The organism is Parviterribacter multiflagellatus, from assembly GCF_056863265.1.
Window position 1 is genome coordinate 489,000 of record NZ_JBXPIZ010000002.1, and the last position, 13,864, is coordinate 502,863.

Below are 13,864 nucleotides of genomic sequence, written 5' to 3' on the forward strand. Positions count from 1 at the left end.
AGGGTTGCCGCTGATGAGCGGCCTGCAGCTGGTCCTGGTCATCGTGGGAGCGATCGCCGTCTCGGCCTACGCGCAGCGCCGCCAGGCGCAGCCCGCGCTCGTGATCACGGTCGTCGCGCTCGCCGCCTCGTTCATCCCCGGCGTCCCGCGGCTCGAGCTCGACTCGGACGTCGTCCTCGGCGTCGTCCTGCCGCCGCTCCTGTACTCGGCGGCGCTCCGCTTCTCGGTCGTCAGCTTCTTCCGCAAGCTCGGCCCGATCCTCGTCCTCGGCGTCGCGCTCGTCCTCGTCACGACGCTGCTCGTCGGCCTCGTCGGCGCGTGGGTCGTGCCCGGGATGGGGTTCGGCGCGGCGCTCGTGCTCGGCGCGGTCGTCGCCCCGCCCGACGCGGTCAGCGCGGTGTCGATCGGGCGGGAGCTGGGCCTGCGCCGCCGCGTGCTCTCGGTGCTCACCGGCGAGTCGCTCGTCAACGACGCCGCGGCGCTGACGCTCTTCAGCGTGACCGTCGCGGCGGTGGTCGACAGCCACACGTTCATCTCCAGCCCACCGCTGCTCTTCCTCTACAGCGCGGCCGTGGGGATCGCGGCCGGGTTCGTCCTCGCGTGGGTCGCGCTCCTCATCCGCCGGGCGCTGCGCGACGCGGGGCTGGAGACCGTGCTCGGCCTCGTCGTGCCGTTCGCGGCGTACATCCTCGCCGAGGAGCTCGAAGCGTCGGGCGTGCTCGCGGTCGTCACCGCCGGGTTCCTGATCGGCACGATGTCGGTGCGGTTCGGCTACGAGACGCGGCTGCAGGAGCGGCAGGTGTGGGACGCGCTGGACGTGCTGCTGGAGGCGTTCGTCTTCGCGTACATGGGCCTGCAGCTGCGGTTCGTCATCGACGACGTCGAGGCCGCGGGCGAGTCGGTGTGGGCGGTCTTCGGCGCGGGCGCGGTGGTGCTCGTCGCGGTGATGCTCGTCCGCCCGCTGTGGATCTTCCTGACGTACGGGACGGGCCTGCTCAAGGACAAGCGCGAGCCGCTGACGCAGGACGAGATGGTCGTCGTCTCGTGGACCGGGATGCGCGGCGTGGTGACGCTCGCGGCGGCCGCCGGCATCCCGCCGGCGCTCGACGGCGGCCCCGCGATCCAGGCCATCGCGTTCCTCGTCGCGGTCGGGACGCTCCTGCTGCAGGGCGCGACGCTGCCGTGGCTGATCGCCCGCACGGGCGTGGCCGACCACGACGAGGCGACCTGGCGCAAGGAGCAGGCGCGCGCGGCGGAGCGGGTGGCCGCCCAGGCATCGACCGAGGTCTACGCGCGCTTCGTCGCGTCCCCGCCGCCCGGCCTGGATCCGGACTTCCTCGCGCGCGCCAAGAAGCGGATCGAGCAGCAGCGCGAGGCCGCCTCCCGCGCGCTGTCCGACGGCGAGGACGGCCGGCCCCGCGGCGAGGCTGCCCGCGCGCTCGCCGCCCTCACCCGCGAGGTCATCGCCGGCCAGCGCCGCGCGGTGGTCGAGGCGATGCGCCGCGGCGAGGTCGACGACGAGGCCGCGCGCGAGCTGCTCGACCAGGTCGACCTGCAGGAGGCCGCGATGGCTTCCCGGTTCCGCAGCCGTCTGTAGGCCATGCCCATCACCGTCGCCGACGCCCGCGCCGTGGCGCTCACGCTCCCCCGCACGACCGAGCACGTCATCCACGGGCGCGTGAAGTTCCGCGTCAAGCAGATCGTCTACCTGAGCTTCTCGCGCGAGGAGGACGTCATGGGGTTCGCCTTCCCCAAGGCGATGCGCGACGGGCTCGTCGGCGGCGAGCCGGAGAAGTTCCTGCTGCCGCGCGCCAGCGACCTGCGCTTCAACTGGGTCTGCGCGCGCACCGCGGCGCTGGACGTCGCGGAGATGACCGAGCTCGTGCAGGACGCGTGGGCGATGGTCGTGCCGAAGTTCCTCGTGCGGGAGCGGCTCGGGTTCGAACCATGAGCGGCCGGTAGCGTCGGGCGCCATGGGTCAGGACGAGATCGAGATCCGGCCGCTGGACGCCGGCGACCTTGAGAACTTGCGTTCGTGCATGAACGTGGCGTTCCACGAGACGACGAGCGTCGAGTCGATGGCGAAGTGGATCGGGCTGCTCGGCGAGCGGACCGCGATCGCGTACGACGGTGGCGGGCGCGTGGTCGGCACGTCGGGCGCGTTCGCGCGGCCGCTCTCGGTGCCGGGCGGCGGCGAGCTCGGGTGCGCGGGCATCACGATCATCACCGTGCTCCCCACCCACCGGCGCCGCGGCATCCTGCGGCGGATGATGGCCCGGCTGCTCGACGACGCGCGCGCGGCCGGCGAGCCGCTGGCCGCGCTGTGGGCCGCCGAGGGTGGCATCTACGGACGGTTCGGGTTCGGCGTCGCGACGCGTCACGCGCAGCTGGAGATGCCGGGCGGGAGCGGGGCCCTGGCCCGCCCGCCGCGGGGCGAGTACACGCTCGACCTCGTGCCGGTCGCGGGCGCCGCCCCGCTGCTGGAGCCGGTGTGGGCGGCCGTGCGCACACGCCGCGCGGGCGTCCCGGCGCGCTCGCGCGCGTGGTGGGAGGACGACATCCTCTACGACCCCGAGGAGGGCCGCGACGGCGCGCGCGAGAAGCGGCTCGTGGTGGCGCGCGCGGCGGGCGGCGAGGTCGTCGGCTACGTGCTCTACCGCGTCCGCGGCGCGGAGCCGGCGACGACGCTGGAGGTGCTCGAGCTGCACGGGCGCGACCCCGACGTCGAGGCGGCGTTGTGGACCTACGTGCGCTCGGTCGACCTCGTCGGCACGGTCACCGCGAAGGATCGCCCGCTCGACGACCCGCTCCCCTTCCGCCTGGCCGACCCGCGCGAGGTGACGTTCGCGTCGGCCGGCGACGCGCTGTGGCTGCGGGTGCTCGACCTCCCCGCGGCCGTCGCGGGCCGCGGCTGGGCGGCGCCGGTCGACCTCACCCTCGACCTCGGTGACGAGGGCCTGTGGCGGCTGGAGACCTCCGCGGAGGGCGACGGGCGGGCGAGCCGCGCGGCTGCGGGCACGGCGCCCGACCTCACGCTCGATGCGCCCGCCCTCGGCTCGCTCTACCTCGGCGACACGTCGCCGCTGCAGCTCGTCGACGCCGCCGCGCTCACCGAGCACACGCCCGGCGCGGCCGAGGGGCTGGCCGCGGCGCTGCGCACGCCGCGGCTCCCCTGGACGCCCGACCACTTCTAGGCCGAGCGGGCGGTCTCCAGCAGCTCGTCGCGGCTGGCGAGCTTCACGCGCGGGCGCTCGCTGACGGCGCCCGCGCCGCGCTCATGCGCGTCGATCGCGCGCCAGCCGTCGGCGGTGACGAGGTCCGGGTGATCGCGCAGCAGCTCGGCGACGTCGCCGGCGCCGTTGGGCGACGGCAGCGCACCGGCCTCCCAGTCGGCGATGAGCGACGACACGGTCTCCTCCGCGTCGCGCTTGTTCGTGCCGAGGATGCCGGTCGGGCCGCGCTTGATCCAGCCGACGGTGTAGACGCCGGGGATGCGCTCGCGCGACTGCGCGTCGAGGACGCGGCCGGCGTCGTTCGGGAGCACGTAGCGGCGCTCGTCGAACGGCACGTCGGGCAGCGGGACGGCCTGGTAGCCGACCGAGCGCAGCACGAGGCCGGCCTCGATCGTCTCGTTCGTCCCGTCGATGGCACGAGCGCGCAGGGCGCCGCTCTCGTCGCGGTACAGCTCGTTCGTGACGATCTCGATCGACTGCACGCGGCCCTCGCCGTGGATCGCGACCGGCGAGCGGAGGAACCGCAGCTCGATCGCGCGCTCGGCGCCCGGGCGCGGCGGGTTGGCCGCGTAGTGCTGCAGGTGCTCGGTGTTGCGGCGGGCGGTGAAGGTGCCCTCGCTCTCCAGCCACTCGGCGGAGACCGGGTCGAGCTGCGCCTCGTCGGGCCGCACGACGACGTTGACCCCGGCCATGCGGCCGAGCTCGCGCAGCTCGGCGTTGGTGAACGCCGCCTGCGCGGGGCCGCGGCGGCCGAGCACGATGACGCGCTCCACCTTGCTCTCGCGCAGCTGCTTGAGCGCGTGGTCGGCGAGGTCGGTGCGCGCCAGCTCGTCGACGCTGCGGGTGAGCACGCGCGTGACGTCGGCGGCGACGTTGCCGTTGCCGATCACGACCGCGGTCGGATGGCTGAGATCCGGCTCCAGGTCGCGGAAGTCCGGGTGGCCGTTGTACCAGCCGACGAAGCGGGTCGCGGCGAGCGAGCCGGGCAGGTCCTCGCCCGGGATGCCGAGCGACTTGTCGGTCTGGGCGCCGGTGGCGTAGACGACCGCGTGGTAGCGCTGCGCCAGGTCGGCGTGGCTGATGTCGCGGCCGACCTCGACGTTGCCGAAGAAGCGGCAGCCGCGGTCGAACGTCGCCTTGTCGAACGTCTCGTCGAGCGCCTTGATCGAGCCGTGGTCCGGCGCGACGCCCGCGCGGAGCAGGCCCCACGGGGTCGGTAGACGCTCGAACAGGTCGATGTCGAACCGGTCTCCCCGCGCGCGCAGGCGGGCAGCGGTGAACGCGCCGGCGGGGCCGGCGCCGATGATGGCGACGCGGAGACGATCGGTGCCCGCGAGCGTCACGAGACGACCGTCCGCTCGTTGAAGAACAAGGCGTTCAGGTCGATCGAGTCCTTGTCCTTGTCCGGCACCTCGTTCTCCGCGTAGATCGCGTTGACGGGGCAGGCCTCGACGCACGCGTCGCAGTCGATGCAGGTCGCCGGATCGATGTACAGCTGCTCCGCCGTCTCGAAGTCGGGGCTCCCCGGCTTCGGGTGGATGCAGTCGACCGGGCAGACCTCGACGCAGATGTCGTCCTTGATGCAGCTTCCGACGATGACGTAGGTCACGGCCCGGGAAGGTAGCGACATCCGCGGCGAAACGCATGAAACCCGCGCGGATTTCGGACGAATCTACGCAGCGCGGGCGGCGAGCTTGGCGTCGAGGTCCTCTGCATCGCGCGCGAACACGAGCGCGCCGCGGGTGCGCTCGGCCTCCACGACGAGCCCCTTGAAGCTCGTCGACGCGGCCGTGTGCGCGCTCACGTCCCCGATCACCGCCAGCCCGAACCCGTAGAGCTGCAGCCGCTGCAGCACCAGCCCGGCGACCTTCGTCTCCAGCGCGAAGAACTCAGGCGCCAGCCGCTCGACCGGCACGGCGATCCACTCCGCGCCTGCGGCCATGCCCTCCTCCAGCAGCGCGCGCCCGTCCTCCTCGGACGAGGCGACCGGCGGTCCTTCGGGGTCGAGATGCAGCACGTTCGCGGCCATCGAGCGCGCGACTCTACCGAGCCCGCGACGAATGCTCTTGACACCGGCGCATATATAAGTCTAGACTAACTGTTAGTGCAAACTTACACTGACCAGGCCTGGGACGCGCTCGGCGACCGCACCCGGCGGACGATCTACCGACGCCTCGTCCGGCGCCCGTGCGCGGTCGGCGAGCTGGCCCAGGACCTGCCCGTCAGCCGACCCGCGGTCTCCCAGCACCTGAAGGTGCTCAAGGCCGCCGGGCTCGTCGTCGACCGCGCCGACGGGACCCGCCGCATCTACCACGTCCACCCCGAGGGCCTCGCCGCCCTCAGGACCGAGCTCGACCAGTTCTGGAGCAGCGCGCTCGCGGGCTTCAAGGAGACGGTCGAGCGCACCAACGAGGAGAGCCCATGACGTCCACCTCCGACGCCACCACGATCCGGCACGACGTGACGGTCGACGCCCCGATCGAGCGGGCGTTCGCCGTGTTCACCGAGCAGTTCGGCGACTTCAGGCCGCGCGAGCACAACCTGCTCGCGGTCGACATCGCCGAGACGGTCCTCGAGCCACGCGCCGGCGGCCGGCTGTACGACCGCGGCGTCGACGGCAGCGAGTGCCAGTGGGCGCGCGTGCTCGCGTTCGACCCGCCCGACCGCCTGGTCATCAGCTGGGACATCAACCCGCAGTGGCAGATCGAGACCGACCTCGAGAAGACGAGCGAGGTCGAGATCCGCTTCGTCGCCGAGGGCCCGCAGCGCACGCGGGTCGAGCTCGAGCACCGCCATCTCGACCGCCACCTCGACGGGTGGCAGGGCGTGCGCGAGGGCGTCGACGCCGACGGCGGCTGGCCGCTCTACCTGCGCCGGTACGCGGACCTCGTGGCGGGCTGATCGCCGCGCACGGGTCGGGCGGGCTTGACATGTGACCTTTTGGTCACCTATCGTCGAGGGCGTGGACGACGTGTTCAAGGCCCTCGCCGACCCGACCCGCCGCGCGCTCCTGGACGAGCTGTTCGAGCGCGACGGGCAGACGCTCAGCGCGCTCGAGGAGCGCCTCCCCATGACGCGGTTCGGCGTCATGAAGCACCTCAAGGTGCTGGAGGAGGCGCGGCTCGTGGTCACGCAGCGCCGCGGCCGCGAGAAGCTGCACTTCCTGAACCCCGTCCCGATCCGGCTCGCGCACGACCGGTGGGTGAGCAAGTACGCCGAGCCCTGGGCGGCGACGCTCAGCGCGCTCAAGCAGACACTGGAGGACGAGACGATGACGCAGACCAAGACGGTCTCCTGGGCGGACGGGACGGCGCCGGTCGCGGGCGGCACCGCGGTGTTCGAGGTCTTCATCAAGACGACGCCCGAGCGCCTGTGGGAGGCGATCACCGACCCCGCGCAGCGCCGCCGCTACAGCTTCGGCGCCGAGGCGCACTCGGAGTGGACGCCGGGCTCCGAGTACACGGTCGGCGTCCCGGGCGTCGTCGACCTCGCGCGCGGGACCAACGTGGAGGTCGACCCGCCGCGCCTGCTCGTCCAGACCTACGAGGCGCTGTGGAGCGAGGACGTGCGCGCACAGGGCACCACGCGCGTGACGTGGGAGATCGAGCCCGTCGGCACCTCCTGCCGCCTCACCGTCACCCACGACCAGCTCCCCGCCGGCGCCAACGCCGAGCTCTACGGCGGCTGGCCGATGGTCCTCTCGGGCCTCAAGACCCTGCTGGAGACCGGCGAGCAGCTCGACACGCCCGGCTCGCTGATGTACGCCTGAGGAACGACGAAGCCCCGCGCGCGGGCGGGGCTTCGTTGCAAGACCTGAAGGGTGAGCGAGGGGACTCGAACCCCCGACCGCCTGGACCACAACCAGGAGCTCTACCAGCTGAGCTACGCCCACCAGGCAGGCCGTAAGGCTAGCGTGCGGCGCGCGCGTGACAAGCGCGGCGGTTCGAGCCTCAGTCGCCGGTCGGCACCACGCCCGCCGGCTCGACCATCAGGAGCGTCGTGCGGACGGGCGCGCGGGTGCGGTGGACGACCCCGCGCGGGACCGTGTAGCCCTGGTGCGGGCCCAGCCGCGCGGCCGGCTCGGGCTCGCCCTCCACGTCGATCAGCAGCTCGCCGGTCAGGACGAAGAAGAACTCGTCCTCCTCGTCGTGCTTGTGCCAGTGGAACTCGCCCTCGAGCACCCCGAGCCGGACCACCGCGTCGTTGACCTGCGTGAGCGTCTCGTTGAACCACGGCTCGTGCGCGGCCGCCTCGGCGTCGACGTCGATGAGCGTCAGCGGGGTGAACCGCACGTCGGTGGAGATGTCGTAGTCGGCCATGCGACCCACGGTCGCACGCGCGACATGCCGGAGCCAGTCGGATCCGGCATGCCAGCGATCACGCGGCGCCTAGCGCTTGACCTGCGAGCCCCCGACGATGCCGTCCTCGCCGGAGTCGTGGAAGCGCACCCACGCCTTGTTCGTGCCGTCGTAGTCGGGCGCCCACAGCACCAGCGTCGCCTCACGGTCCCACACCGACACGCGCTCGTCGCCCTCGGGGTCGACGCCGCGCCAGATGCGGACGAACGGGTTGTCGGAGGCCTCCTCCCCCGCCGTCGTCGGGAGCGTGTGACCCGGGTGCACGCGGGTCTCCGGCGGGAGGTCGACCAGCCGCAGGACCGACGCCTTGTGGTCCGCGTAGCCGGTGTTGCCCGGCGCGAACGTCCCGCCGACCGTCCCCTTGAAGAGCACGTCGGCGGTGAAGACGTCGGTGCCGTTGACCAGCAGCGAGATCTGGCCGGCGGTGTGGCCGGGGGTGTCGAGCACCTCGATCCGCAGCCCGCCGAACTCGAGCACGTCGCCGTCGGCGACGACGTGGTCGACGACCAGGCCCGCGTCGGCCACCGCCTCCTTGGTCCACGCGTGCGCGTAGACGCCCGCCTCCTCGAACCGCGCGATGTACTGGTCGACGCCCGCGATGTGGTCGCCGTGCCAGTGCGTGATGAAGATCGCGTCGACGGTGACGCCGAGCTCCGCCGCCTTCTCCATCAGCGGCGCGACCTCCCCGTTGCCGTCGATGAGCACGGCGTGGCCGCCCTCCTCGTCAGCGACGAGGTACGCGTTCGACGTCCACTGCGGGGACTCGGTGCGCTCGATGATCATGCGTACTGGATCACGCTCCTGATGCCGTCCTGGTGGTGCATGAGGTCGAACCCCTTGTTGACCTCGTCCAACGTGATGCGATGCGAGATGAAGCTGTCGACGTCGATGTCGCCCGCGAGGTAGCGGTCGACGAGCTGCGGGACCTGCTCGCGCCCCTTGACGCCGCCGAACGAGGCGCCCATCACCTTGCGGCCCGTGATCAGGTACCGCGGGACGATGTCGAGCGTCTCGCCCTTGCCCGCGACGCCGGTCATGCACGCGACGCCCCAGCCCATCCGCGCCGCCTCGACCGCCTGCCGCATCACGTTGACGTTGCCGGTCGCCTCGAAGGTGAAGTCCGCGCCGTAGCCGCCGGTCTCCTCCAGCACGCGGTCGACGACGTCGTCGCCGCCCTTCCACAGGTCGGTCGCGCCGTGGTGCTTGGCGTGCGCGAGCCGGTCGTCGCTCAGGTCCACCGCGATGATCCGCTCCGCCCCCATCAGCCGCGCGCCGGCGACCGCGCCGAGGCCCACCATGCCGAGGCCGAACACGACGACCGTCGAGCCCTCCTCGACCTGCGCGCGGTACATCGCCGCGCCGAGCCCGGTCGACAGGCCGCAGGCGAACAGCGCGGTCGCCTCGTGCGGTGCCTCGGGGCTGACCTTCGCCAGCGAGATCTCCGCCATGACGGTCGCCTCGGCGAAGGTCGAGCAGCCCATGAAGTGCCGCAGCTCGTCGCCGCCGCGCGACAGCCGGGTCGTGCCGTCGGGGAGGTAGCCGGCGTTCTGCTGCTCGCGGATCGCGACGCAGATGTTCGTCTTGCCCGAGCGGCAGTTCACGCACGTGCCGCACTGCGGCGAGAAGAGCGTCACGACGTGGTCGCCGACCGCGAGCGACTCGACGCCCGGCCCGATCGCCTCCACCACGCCCGCGCCCTCGTGCCCGAGCACGCAAGGCGAGTAGCCCGACGGGTCGACCCCCGACGCGGTGTACATGTCGGTGTGGCACACGCCGCAGGCATGCAGGCGGACGAGCACCTCCCCCTGCTTCGGCGCGGCGAGCTCGACGTCCTGGACCACGAGCGGCTCGCCGAAGCGCTCGAGAACGGCAGCACGGATCTGCATCACCGCCCAGTCTTCCACGGCGCGCGTCCGGCGTCGGGTTCGCGCTCGCGCGCGGGCGGGACCGACCGGGCCGGCTGGTGGGAGCGCGCCAACGCACGCCGGCTCAGGCCGGTGCGCTCCGCCGGCTCCCGAAACGGCGTCGCGCCGTCGCCGTGACCCACATCGGGACAGCGCCCGCCGCGACCGGCCGAACCCACCCCGGATCGATGACCGAGGATCACTCATGAGGGCGCCGTTGACCGCGTTGCGCGGCCTCAACCGGTCAGGGAACACCGAGACTTCCACTTCGGGCACGAGGTCCACCAGATGCGCAAGGTCGACCGGGCGCGCCGTGATGATCGGGCAACACGACAGAGTGTCGACAATCGTCAAGACCTGCCTCGACTGGTCAGGTCGCGCTCACGTGTCCCACTTCCGGAAGCGCCCGCGAAACCCCCGGAATCCGGTGTGGGCAGGAGTGCCCGAAACCACCGCGAATGCCGTCACGAACCTCGTACCACCCCTCGCGATGCGCCATGTCGCTGGCGATTTGACCACGAGTTCGCGATCATGCAAGCGCGTCTGCGCAACGTATGGAAACGGAAAGAAATCCGGTACGCATGACTGAGATGTCCCACAACGCTGGTACGGTGCCCGCATCATGACCGCGGGCGCCCCAGAGAAGACCAAGCAGACTCCCACGAAGAAAGCGCCAACGAGCGCTCGGGAGTCCATCGACGACAAGCTCGTCAAGGCGATGTCGCACCCGCTGCGGCAGCGCATCCTCGAGATCCTCAACCAGCGCGTGAGCAGTCCGCGCGAGGTGGCCGAGGAGCTCGGCGAGAAGCTCGGCGACGTCGGCTACCACTTCCGCCAGCTGCGGGAGTACGGCGCGATCGAGCTCGTGAAGACCGAGCAGCGCCGCGGCGCGATCAAGCACTACTACCGCGCGACCACCCGCGCGATGCTCGACAACGAGCAGTGGAAGCGCCTTCCCGCCTCGGCGCGCCGCAAGATCTACGGGCAGACGCTCGACCAGATCTGGCAGCACGTCGGCAAGGCCACCAAGAAGGGCGGCTTCGAGCGCACCGACGCCCACGTCTCCTGGACGACGTTCGACCTGGACGAGAAGGGCTACAAGGAGATGGTCAAGCTCCTCGACAAGACGATGGAGAAGGCCCTCAGCATCCAGGCGCAGGTCGTCGAGCGCCGCGCCGCCGGCAAGATCTCCGGCGAGGAGGTCACGACCGAGCTCGTGCTCCTCCACTTCCTCCCCGACGGGGAGCCGGACGCCAAGTAGCACGCGTTTGTCGTCCCGCCGACCGTGCTCCGCCTGGAAGCGCGGTCGGCGATACGACGAGCGTCCAGACGGCTATGCCCGAGCGCGTCGATCGGGCATCACCTGACGCGTGACGCCCCCCACGCCCCCGCCGTCCACCCCTGTCCGCATCCTCCTCGCCGAGGACGATCCCGGCATGCAGGTCGCGCTGAGCGCGCTGATCGAGGGGCAGCCGGACTTCGAGCTCGTCGGCCTCGCGGCCGATGCGCACGAAGCGATCGCGCTCGCCGTGCAGATGCGCCCCGACGTGTGCCTCGTCGACGTCGCCATGCCGGGCGGCGGCGGCCCGCAGGCCGCGCGCGCGATCCGCGAGCGCGTGCCCGCCGCGCAGGTCCTCGCGCTCTCCGGGCGGCAGGATCGCGAGTCGGTCGTCGAGATGCTCCGCGCGGGCGCGTGCGGCTACCTCGTCAAGGGCAACGACGTCGAGGAGCTGATCGAGGCGGTGCACGCCGCGGCGGCCGGCCAGTCGACGGTGTCGCGGCAGGTCGCGGGCGACCTCGTCGGCGAGCTCGCCATGAAGCTCGCGCGCGAGGACGTCGCGGCGGAGAAGGAGCGGGCGACGCGGGCGCGGATCTCGCACGTGCTCAGCCACGGGCTGCTGTCGATGGTCTTCCAGCCGATCGTCGGCCTCGGCGACGGGCGCCTGCTGGCGTACGAGGCGCTCGCGCGGTTCGCGACCGAGCCGCTGCGCGCGCCGAACCTGTGGTTCGACGAGGCGGCCGAGGTCGGCATGCAGCTCGAGCTGGAGCTGGCGGCCGCGGGCCACGCGCTCGCCGAGCTGCCACGGCTCCCCCAGGACGTCGCGCTCTCGATCAACCTGTCGCCCGAGACCGCGGTGTCGGACCAGATGCTCGCGATGCTCCCGCCGTCGATCGGCGAGCGCGTGATCGTCGAGATCACCGAGCACGCGCCGATCGAGGACTACGACGACTTCTGCCCGCGGCTCGAGCGCCTGCGCCGGCGCGGGGTGCGGCTGGCGATCGACGACGCCGGCGCGGGGTTCGCGTCGCTGCGGCACATCCTGCGCGTGCAGCCGGAGGTCATCAAGGCGGACATGTCGCTCACGCGGCGGATCGCCGACCACCGCGGCGAGCGTGCGCTGACGCGCGCCTTCATCTCGTTCGCCGCGGAGACGCAGGCGGTCTTCGTCGCGGAGGGGATCGAGACGGACGAGGAGATCCGCGCGCTGCGGGAGCTGGGCGTCGTCTACGGGCAGGGGTTCCGGCTGGGCCGGCCGGAGCGCCTTCCGGCCGCGCCCGCCGCCGGCACCGACGCCCCGCAGGTGCGTGGCGCGTCCCGCGCTGCGCGCTAGCTCGCGGGCGCGTCGTCGTCGCAGCGGCCGCAGTCGCCGTGCAGCACGACGTCGTGCCCGGAGACCGCGAAGTCGAGCTTGCTGACGACCTTGTCGATCGCCTTCTCGAGCCCGGGGTCGGCGAACGGGATGACGTCGCCGCAGTTGTCGCAGACGACGTGGTGGTGGTGGCCGGAGCCGTGCCGGTGCGGCTCGTACCGCGTGCCGGCCTTGCCGAGGTCGAGCCGCTCGACGAGGCCCGCCTCCAGGAGCTGCTCGAGCACTCGGTAGACGGTGGCGCGACCGACCTTGCGGCCATCCTCGCTGAGGAGGTCCTCGAGGTCCTGCGCGCTGACCGCGCACGGCTGCGCGCCCAGCTTCTCGACGACTGCGCGCCGCACCTCGCTGCGCTTGCCGCCTTCCTCGAGCTGGGTGACCGCGCGGGTGCTCCAGTCGTCCTCGTGGCTCATCTGATCCGATCGTAGCGGTCGGGAAGTGCCCTGGTTTGCGGGTAGGTTCGCTGCATGGAGCCGGTGGTCGTGGACGTCGAGCTCGAGGAGCGCTACTGGTACCCGCCCGACGGCGGCCAGGTGTGGCTGGCGGGGTACCAGCCGATCGATCCGGCCACGGGGACGTTCCTCGCGCGCGACGCGGAGCAGCTCGCCGGCCGCGGCGTCCGGGTCGCGAGCGTCGCCGGCGCGGCCGGCCACTACTCCCCCGCGCTCCGCTCCTCCGCCGCCTCGCCCGGTTGCCCGCTCGTCCTGCGCCGCGACCCGGAGAACGCGCACGACCCGAACGCGATCGCGGTCGACCTCCCGAGCGGCCGCCAGCTCGGCTACGTCCCGCGCGAGCTGGCGGCGGAGATCGCCCCGTCGCTCGACGCGGGCGAGCACTGGTCCGCGGTCGTCCTGCGCGAGCGCCGCGCGTCCCCGCGCGACCCGCGCACGGGCGTGACGATGCTCCTCGCGCCGGGCGACGCGCTCTCCCTCCGCGTGCGCTGACCCCCTCCTAGCTCAGAGCGGCGCGGTGACCTCGGCCAGCCGGATCGACGCGCCGCGCTGGTCCGCGTCGAGCTGACCGTCCCAGGGATCGTCGGCCGACCAGAAGCCCGTGAAGAAGTCGATCTGGTCGTCGCTGTTGCTCTCGAGGATCGCGCCGACGACCTTGGTGATCTCGCCGGCGGCGCCCGCGACGAGGTCGAGCGCGATCTTCTCCGGCTTGGCGAGCTTGGCGAGCAGGTCGAGGACCTTGCCGTCGTCCCTGACCGCGTCGGCGGCCTTCTTCATTGTCTCACCCGCGCGCCGGGCGCCCCCGTCGGAGTCGAACACGTGGATCTGCAGGGACAGCCCGCCAACGAGCTCGGTGGGCGGGAAGACCGGCGCGCCCTGCCCCAGCGAGAAGTGGAACGTCTCGCCCTCATCGAGCCTCAGGATCGCCTTGTCCGCGTCGCCGATCGGGAACACCGTCGGCTTCTCCCCGTTGAGCGTGAAGCCGGTTGCGAGGTAGTAGATCTCCCCTCTGGTGCTGAAGATGTCGCCCGTGCGGTGGAGCGTCAGCTCCTTCATGACGAGGCCGCGGCGCCGAGTGGCCGCGAACGCCTCTGGGCCGGCGTGCACCGGCGCGACGAGCGCCTCCGGCGAGCCGATCTGCAACCGCGATCGCCCAGTGGCCCTGGCGGTGGACATCGCTGCTCCTCTCGATGGTTGGCGGAATCGACACTAATCAGGTCAGACCGACCGCATCCAGCGCTTCCGCCGCCCGTGGTCGGCGGAGGCAGC

At 72.3% G+C, this 13,864-nt stretch carries 17 protein-coding genes and 1 tRNA gene; 9 read left to right on the forward strand and 9 right to left on the reverse strand.

From position 1 onward, the window contains the following. The first annotated feature begins 13 nt into the window (after nt 1-13). From AC1UE5_RS05880 to AC1UE5_RS05890, 3 genes are read left to right on the forward strand one after another with little or no spacing between them, the layout of a single operon-like run. Nucleotides 14-1,597 carry a cation:proton antiporter gene (locus tag AC1UE5_RS05880; protein WP_482921149.1) on the forward strand — a complete coding sequence of 528 codons (1,584 nt, stop codon included), beginning with the start codon at nt 14-16 and terminating at the stop codon, nt 1,595-1,597. A gap of 3 nt (nt 1,598-1,600) precedes the next feature. Next, on the forward strand, nt 1,601-1,951 hold the full coding sequence (locus tag AC1UE5_RS05885) for an MmcQ/YjbR family DNA-binding protein (protein WP_482921150.1): 351 nt from the start codon (nt 1,601-1,603) through the stop codon (nt 1,949-1,951). Between the two features lie 22 nt (nt 1,952-1,973). Beyond that, nucleotides 1,974-3,194 carry a GNAT family N-acetyltransferase gene (locus AC1UE5_RS05890; RefSeq protein ID WP_482921151.1) on the forward strand — a complete coding sequence of 407 codons (1,221 nt, stop codon included), beginning with the start codon at nt 1,974-1,976 and terminating at the stop codon, nt 3,192-3,194. Here AC1UE5_RS05890 and AC1UE5_RS05895 read toward each other — a convergent pair. The 3 genes from AC1UE5_RS05895 to AC1UE5_RS05905 form a co-directional block, all read right to left on the reverse strand. Beyond that, nucleotides 3,191-4,576, reverse strand: coding sequence for an FAD-dependent oxidoreductase (locus tag AC1UE5_RS05895; RefSeq protein ID WP_482921152.1), 1,386 nt, complete (start codon nt 4,574-4,576; stop codon nt 3,191-3,193). The genes AC1UE5_RS05890 and AC1UE5_RS05895 overlap by 4 nt on opposite strands. Then, nucleotides 4,573-4,842, reverse strand: coding sequence for a 4Fe-4S dicluster domain-containing protein (locus AC1UE5_RS05900; protein WP_482921153.1), 270 nt, complete (start codon nt 4,840-4,842; stop codon nt 4,573-4,575). Before AC1UE5_RS05900 ends, AC1UE5_RS05895 begins: the two co-directional genes overlap by 4 nt. Nucleotides 4,843-4,905: 63 nt before the next feature. Then, nucleotides 4,906-5,262: a DUF4180 domain-containing protein gene (locus AC1UE5_RS05905; protein WP_482921154.1), complete on the reverse strand. Its 357-nt coding sequence runs from the start codon at nt 5,260-5,262 to the stop codon at nt 4,906-4,908. A 75-nt stretch (nt 5,263-5,337) separates the two neighbouring features. Here AC1UE5_RS05905 and AC1UE5_RS05910 point away from each other — a divergent pair, with 75 nt between their 5' ends. The 3 genes from AC1UE5_RS05910 (at nt 5,338) to AC1UE5_RS05920 (ending at nt 7,002) form a co-directional block, all read left to right on the forward strand. After that, the gene (locus AC1UE5_RS05910) at nt 5,338-5,658 is read left to right on the forward strand and encodes an ArsR/SmtB family transcription factor (RefSeq protein WP_482921155.1); all 321 of its coding nucleotides are present in this window, start codon (nt 5,338-5,340) and stop codon (nt 5,656-5,658) included. Next, nucleotides 5,655-6,134 (forward strand): SRPBCC family protein, encoded by a 480-nt coding sequence (locus AC1UE5_RS05915; RefSeq protein ID WP_482921156.1) that lies wholly within the window; start codon nt 5,655-5,657, stop codon nt 6,132-6,134. Before AC1UE5_RS05910 ends, AC1UE5_RS05915 begins: the two co-directional genes overlap by 4 nt. Before the next feature lie 61 nt (nt 6,135-6,195). Further along, nucleotides 6,196-7,002 carry an ArsR/SmtB family transcription factor gene (locus tag AC1UE5_RS05920; protein WP_482921157.1) on the forward strand — a complete coding sequence of 269 codons (807 nt, stop codon included), beginning with the start codon at nt 6,196-6,198 and terminating at the stop codon, nt 7,000-7,002. Between the two features lie 50 nt (nt 7,003-7,052). Here AC1UE5_RS05920 and AC1UE5_RS05925 read toward each other — a convergent pair. The 4 genes from AC1UE5_RS05925 to AC1UE5_RS05940 form a co-directional block, all read right to left on the reverse strand. Beyond that, a tRNA-His gene (locus AC1UE5_RS05925) sits at nt 7,053-7,125 on the reverse strand. Between the two features lie 58 nt (nt 7,126-7,183). Continuing rightward, a complete protein-coding gene (locus AC1UE5_RS05930) occupies nt 7,184-7,552 on the reverse strand; it encodes a cupin domain-containing protein (protein ID WP_482921158.1) in 369 nt (122 codons plus the stop codon). Nucleotides 7,553-7,621: 69 nt separating this feature from the next. Then, on the reverse strand, nt 7,622-8,374 hold the full coding sequence (locus AC1UE5_RS05935; RefSeq protein WP_482921159.1) for a hydroxyacylglutathione hydrolase family protein: 753 nt from the start codon (nt 8,372-8,374) through the stop codon (nt 7,622-7,624). Then, a complete protein-coding gene (locus AC1UE5_RS05940; protein WP_482921160.1) occupies nt 8,371-9,477 on the reverse strand; it encodes an alcohol dehydrogenase catalytic domain-containing protein in 1,107 nt (368 codons plus the stop codon). The genes AC1UE5_RS05935 and AC1UE5_RS05940 overlap by 4 nt, the downstream gene beginning before the upstream one ends. 640 nt (nt 9,478-10,117) lie before the next feature. Here AC1UE5_RS05940 and AC1UE5_RS05945 point away from each other — a divergent pair. Then, the gene (locus tag AC1UE5_RS05945) at nt 10,118-10,756 is read left to right on the forward strand and encodes a helix-turn-helix domain-containing protein (protein ID WP_482921161.1); all 639 of its coding nucleotides are present in this window, start codon (nt 10,118-10,120) and stop codon (nt 10,754-10,756) included. A 109-nt stretch (nt 10,757-10,865) separates the two neighbouring features. Beyond that, nucleotides 10,866-12,107 carry an EAL domain-containing protein gene (locus AC1UE5_RS05950; protein WP_482921162.1) on the forward strand — a complete coding sequence of 414 codons (1,242 nt, stop codon included), beginning with the start codon at nt 10,866-10,868 and terminating at the stop codon, nt 12,105-12,107. On the opposite strand, the gene AC1UE5_RS05955 is transcribed toward AC1UE5_RS05950, so the two are convergent. Next, nucleotides 12,104-12,556: a Fur family transcriptional regulator gene (locus AC1UE5_RS05955; protein WP_482921163.1), complete on the reverse strand. Its 453-nt coding sequence runs from the start codon at nt 12,554-12,556 to the stop codon at nt 12,104-12,106. The two genes, AC1UE5_RS05950 and AC1UE5_RS05955, sit on opposite strands and share 4 nt — an antisense overlap. A 54-nt stretch (nt 12,557-12,610) precedes the next feature. Here AC1UE5_RS05955 and AC1UE5_RS05960 point away from each other — a divergent pair, with 54 nt between their 5' ends. Next, complete coding sequence (locus AC1UE5_RS05960) at nt 12,611-13,087, forward strand: HIRAN domain-containing protein (RefSeq protein WP_482921164.1); 477 nt, start codon at nt 12,611-12,613, stop codon at nt 13,085-13,087. 12 nt (nt 13,088-13,099) lie between these two features. On the opposite strand, the gene AC1UE5_RS05965 is transcribed toward AC1UE5_RS05960, so the two are convergent. Then, the gene (locus tag AC1UE5_RS05965) at nt 13,100-13,771 is read right to left on the reverse strand and encodes a hypothetical protein (protein WP_482921165.1); all 672 of its coding nucleotides are present in this window, start codon (nt 13,769-13,771) and stop codon (nt 13,100-13,102) included. Nucleotides 13,772-13,864 lie beyond the last annotated feature (93 nt).

Coding starts and splice junctions, on each gene's coding strand:
- AC1UE5_RS05930 (WP_482921158.1), bottom strand. CDS start 7,552: ATGGCCGACTACGACATCTCCACCGACGTGCGGTTCACCCCGCTGACG.
- AC1UE5_RS05880 (WP_482921149.1), top strand. CDS start 14: ATGAGCGGCCTGCAGCTGGTCCTGGTCATCGTGGGAGCGATCGCCGTC.
- AC1UE5_RS05935 (WP_482921159.1), bottom strand. CDS start 8,374: ATGATCATCGAGCGCACCGAGTCCCCGCAGTGGACGTCGAACGCGTAC.
- AC1UE5_RS05915 (WP_482921156.1), top strand. CDS start 5,655: ATGACGTCCACCTCCGACGCCACCACGATCCGGCACGACGTGACGGTC.
- AC1UE5_RS05945 (WP_482921161.1), top strand. CDS start 10,118: ATGACCGCGGGCGCCCCAGAGAAGACCAAGCAGACTCCCACGAAGAAA.
- AC1UE5_RS05885 (WP_482921150.1), top strand. CDS start 1,601: ATGCCCATCACCGTCGCCGACGCCCGCGCCGTGGCGCTCACGCTCCCC.
- AC1UE5_RS05940 (WP_482921160.1), bottom strand. CDS start 9,477: ATGCAGATCCGTGCTGCCGTTCTCGAGCGCTTCGGCGAGCCGCTCGTG.
- AC1UE5_RS05905 (WP_482921154.1), bottom strand. CDS start 5,262: ATGGCCGCGAACGTGCTGCATCTCGACCCCGAAGGACCGCCGGTCGCC.
- AC1UE5_RS05965 (WP_482921165.1), bottom strand. CDS start 13,771: ATGTCCACCGCCAGGGCCACTGGGCGATCGCGGTTGCAGATCGGCTCG.
- AC1UE5_RS05955 (WP_482921163.1), bottom strand. CDS start 12,556: ATGAGCCACGAGGACGACTGGAGCACCCGCGCGGTCACCCAGCTCGAG.
- AC1UE5_RS05890 (WP_482921151.1), top strand. CDS start 1,974: ATGGGTCAGGACGAGATCGAGATCCGGCCGCTGGACGCCGGCGACCTT.
- AC1UE5_RS05960 (WP_482921164.1), top strand. CDS start 12,611: ATGGAGCCGGTGGTCGTGGACGTCGAGCTCGAGGAGCGCTACTGGTAC.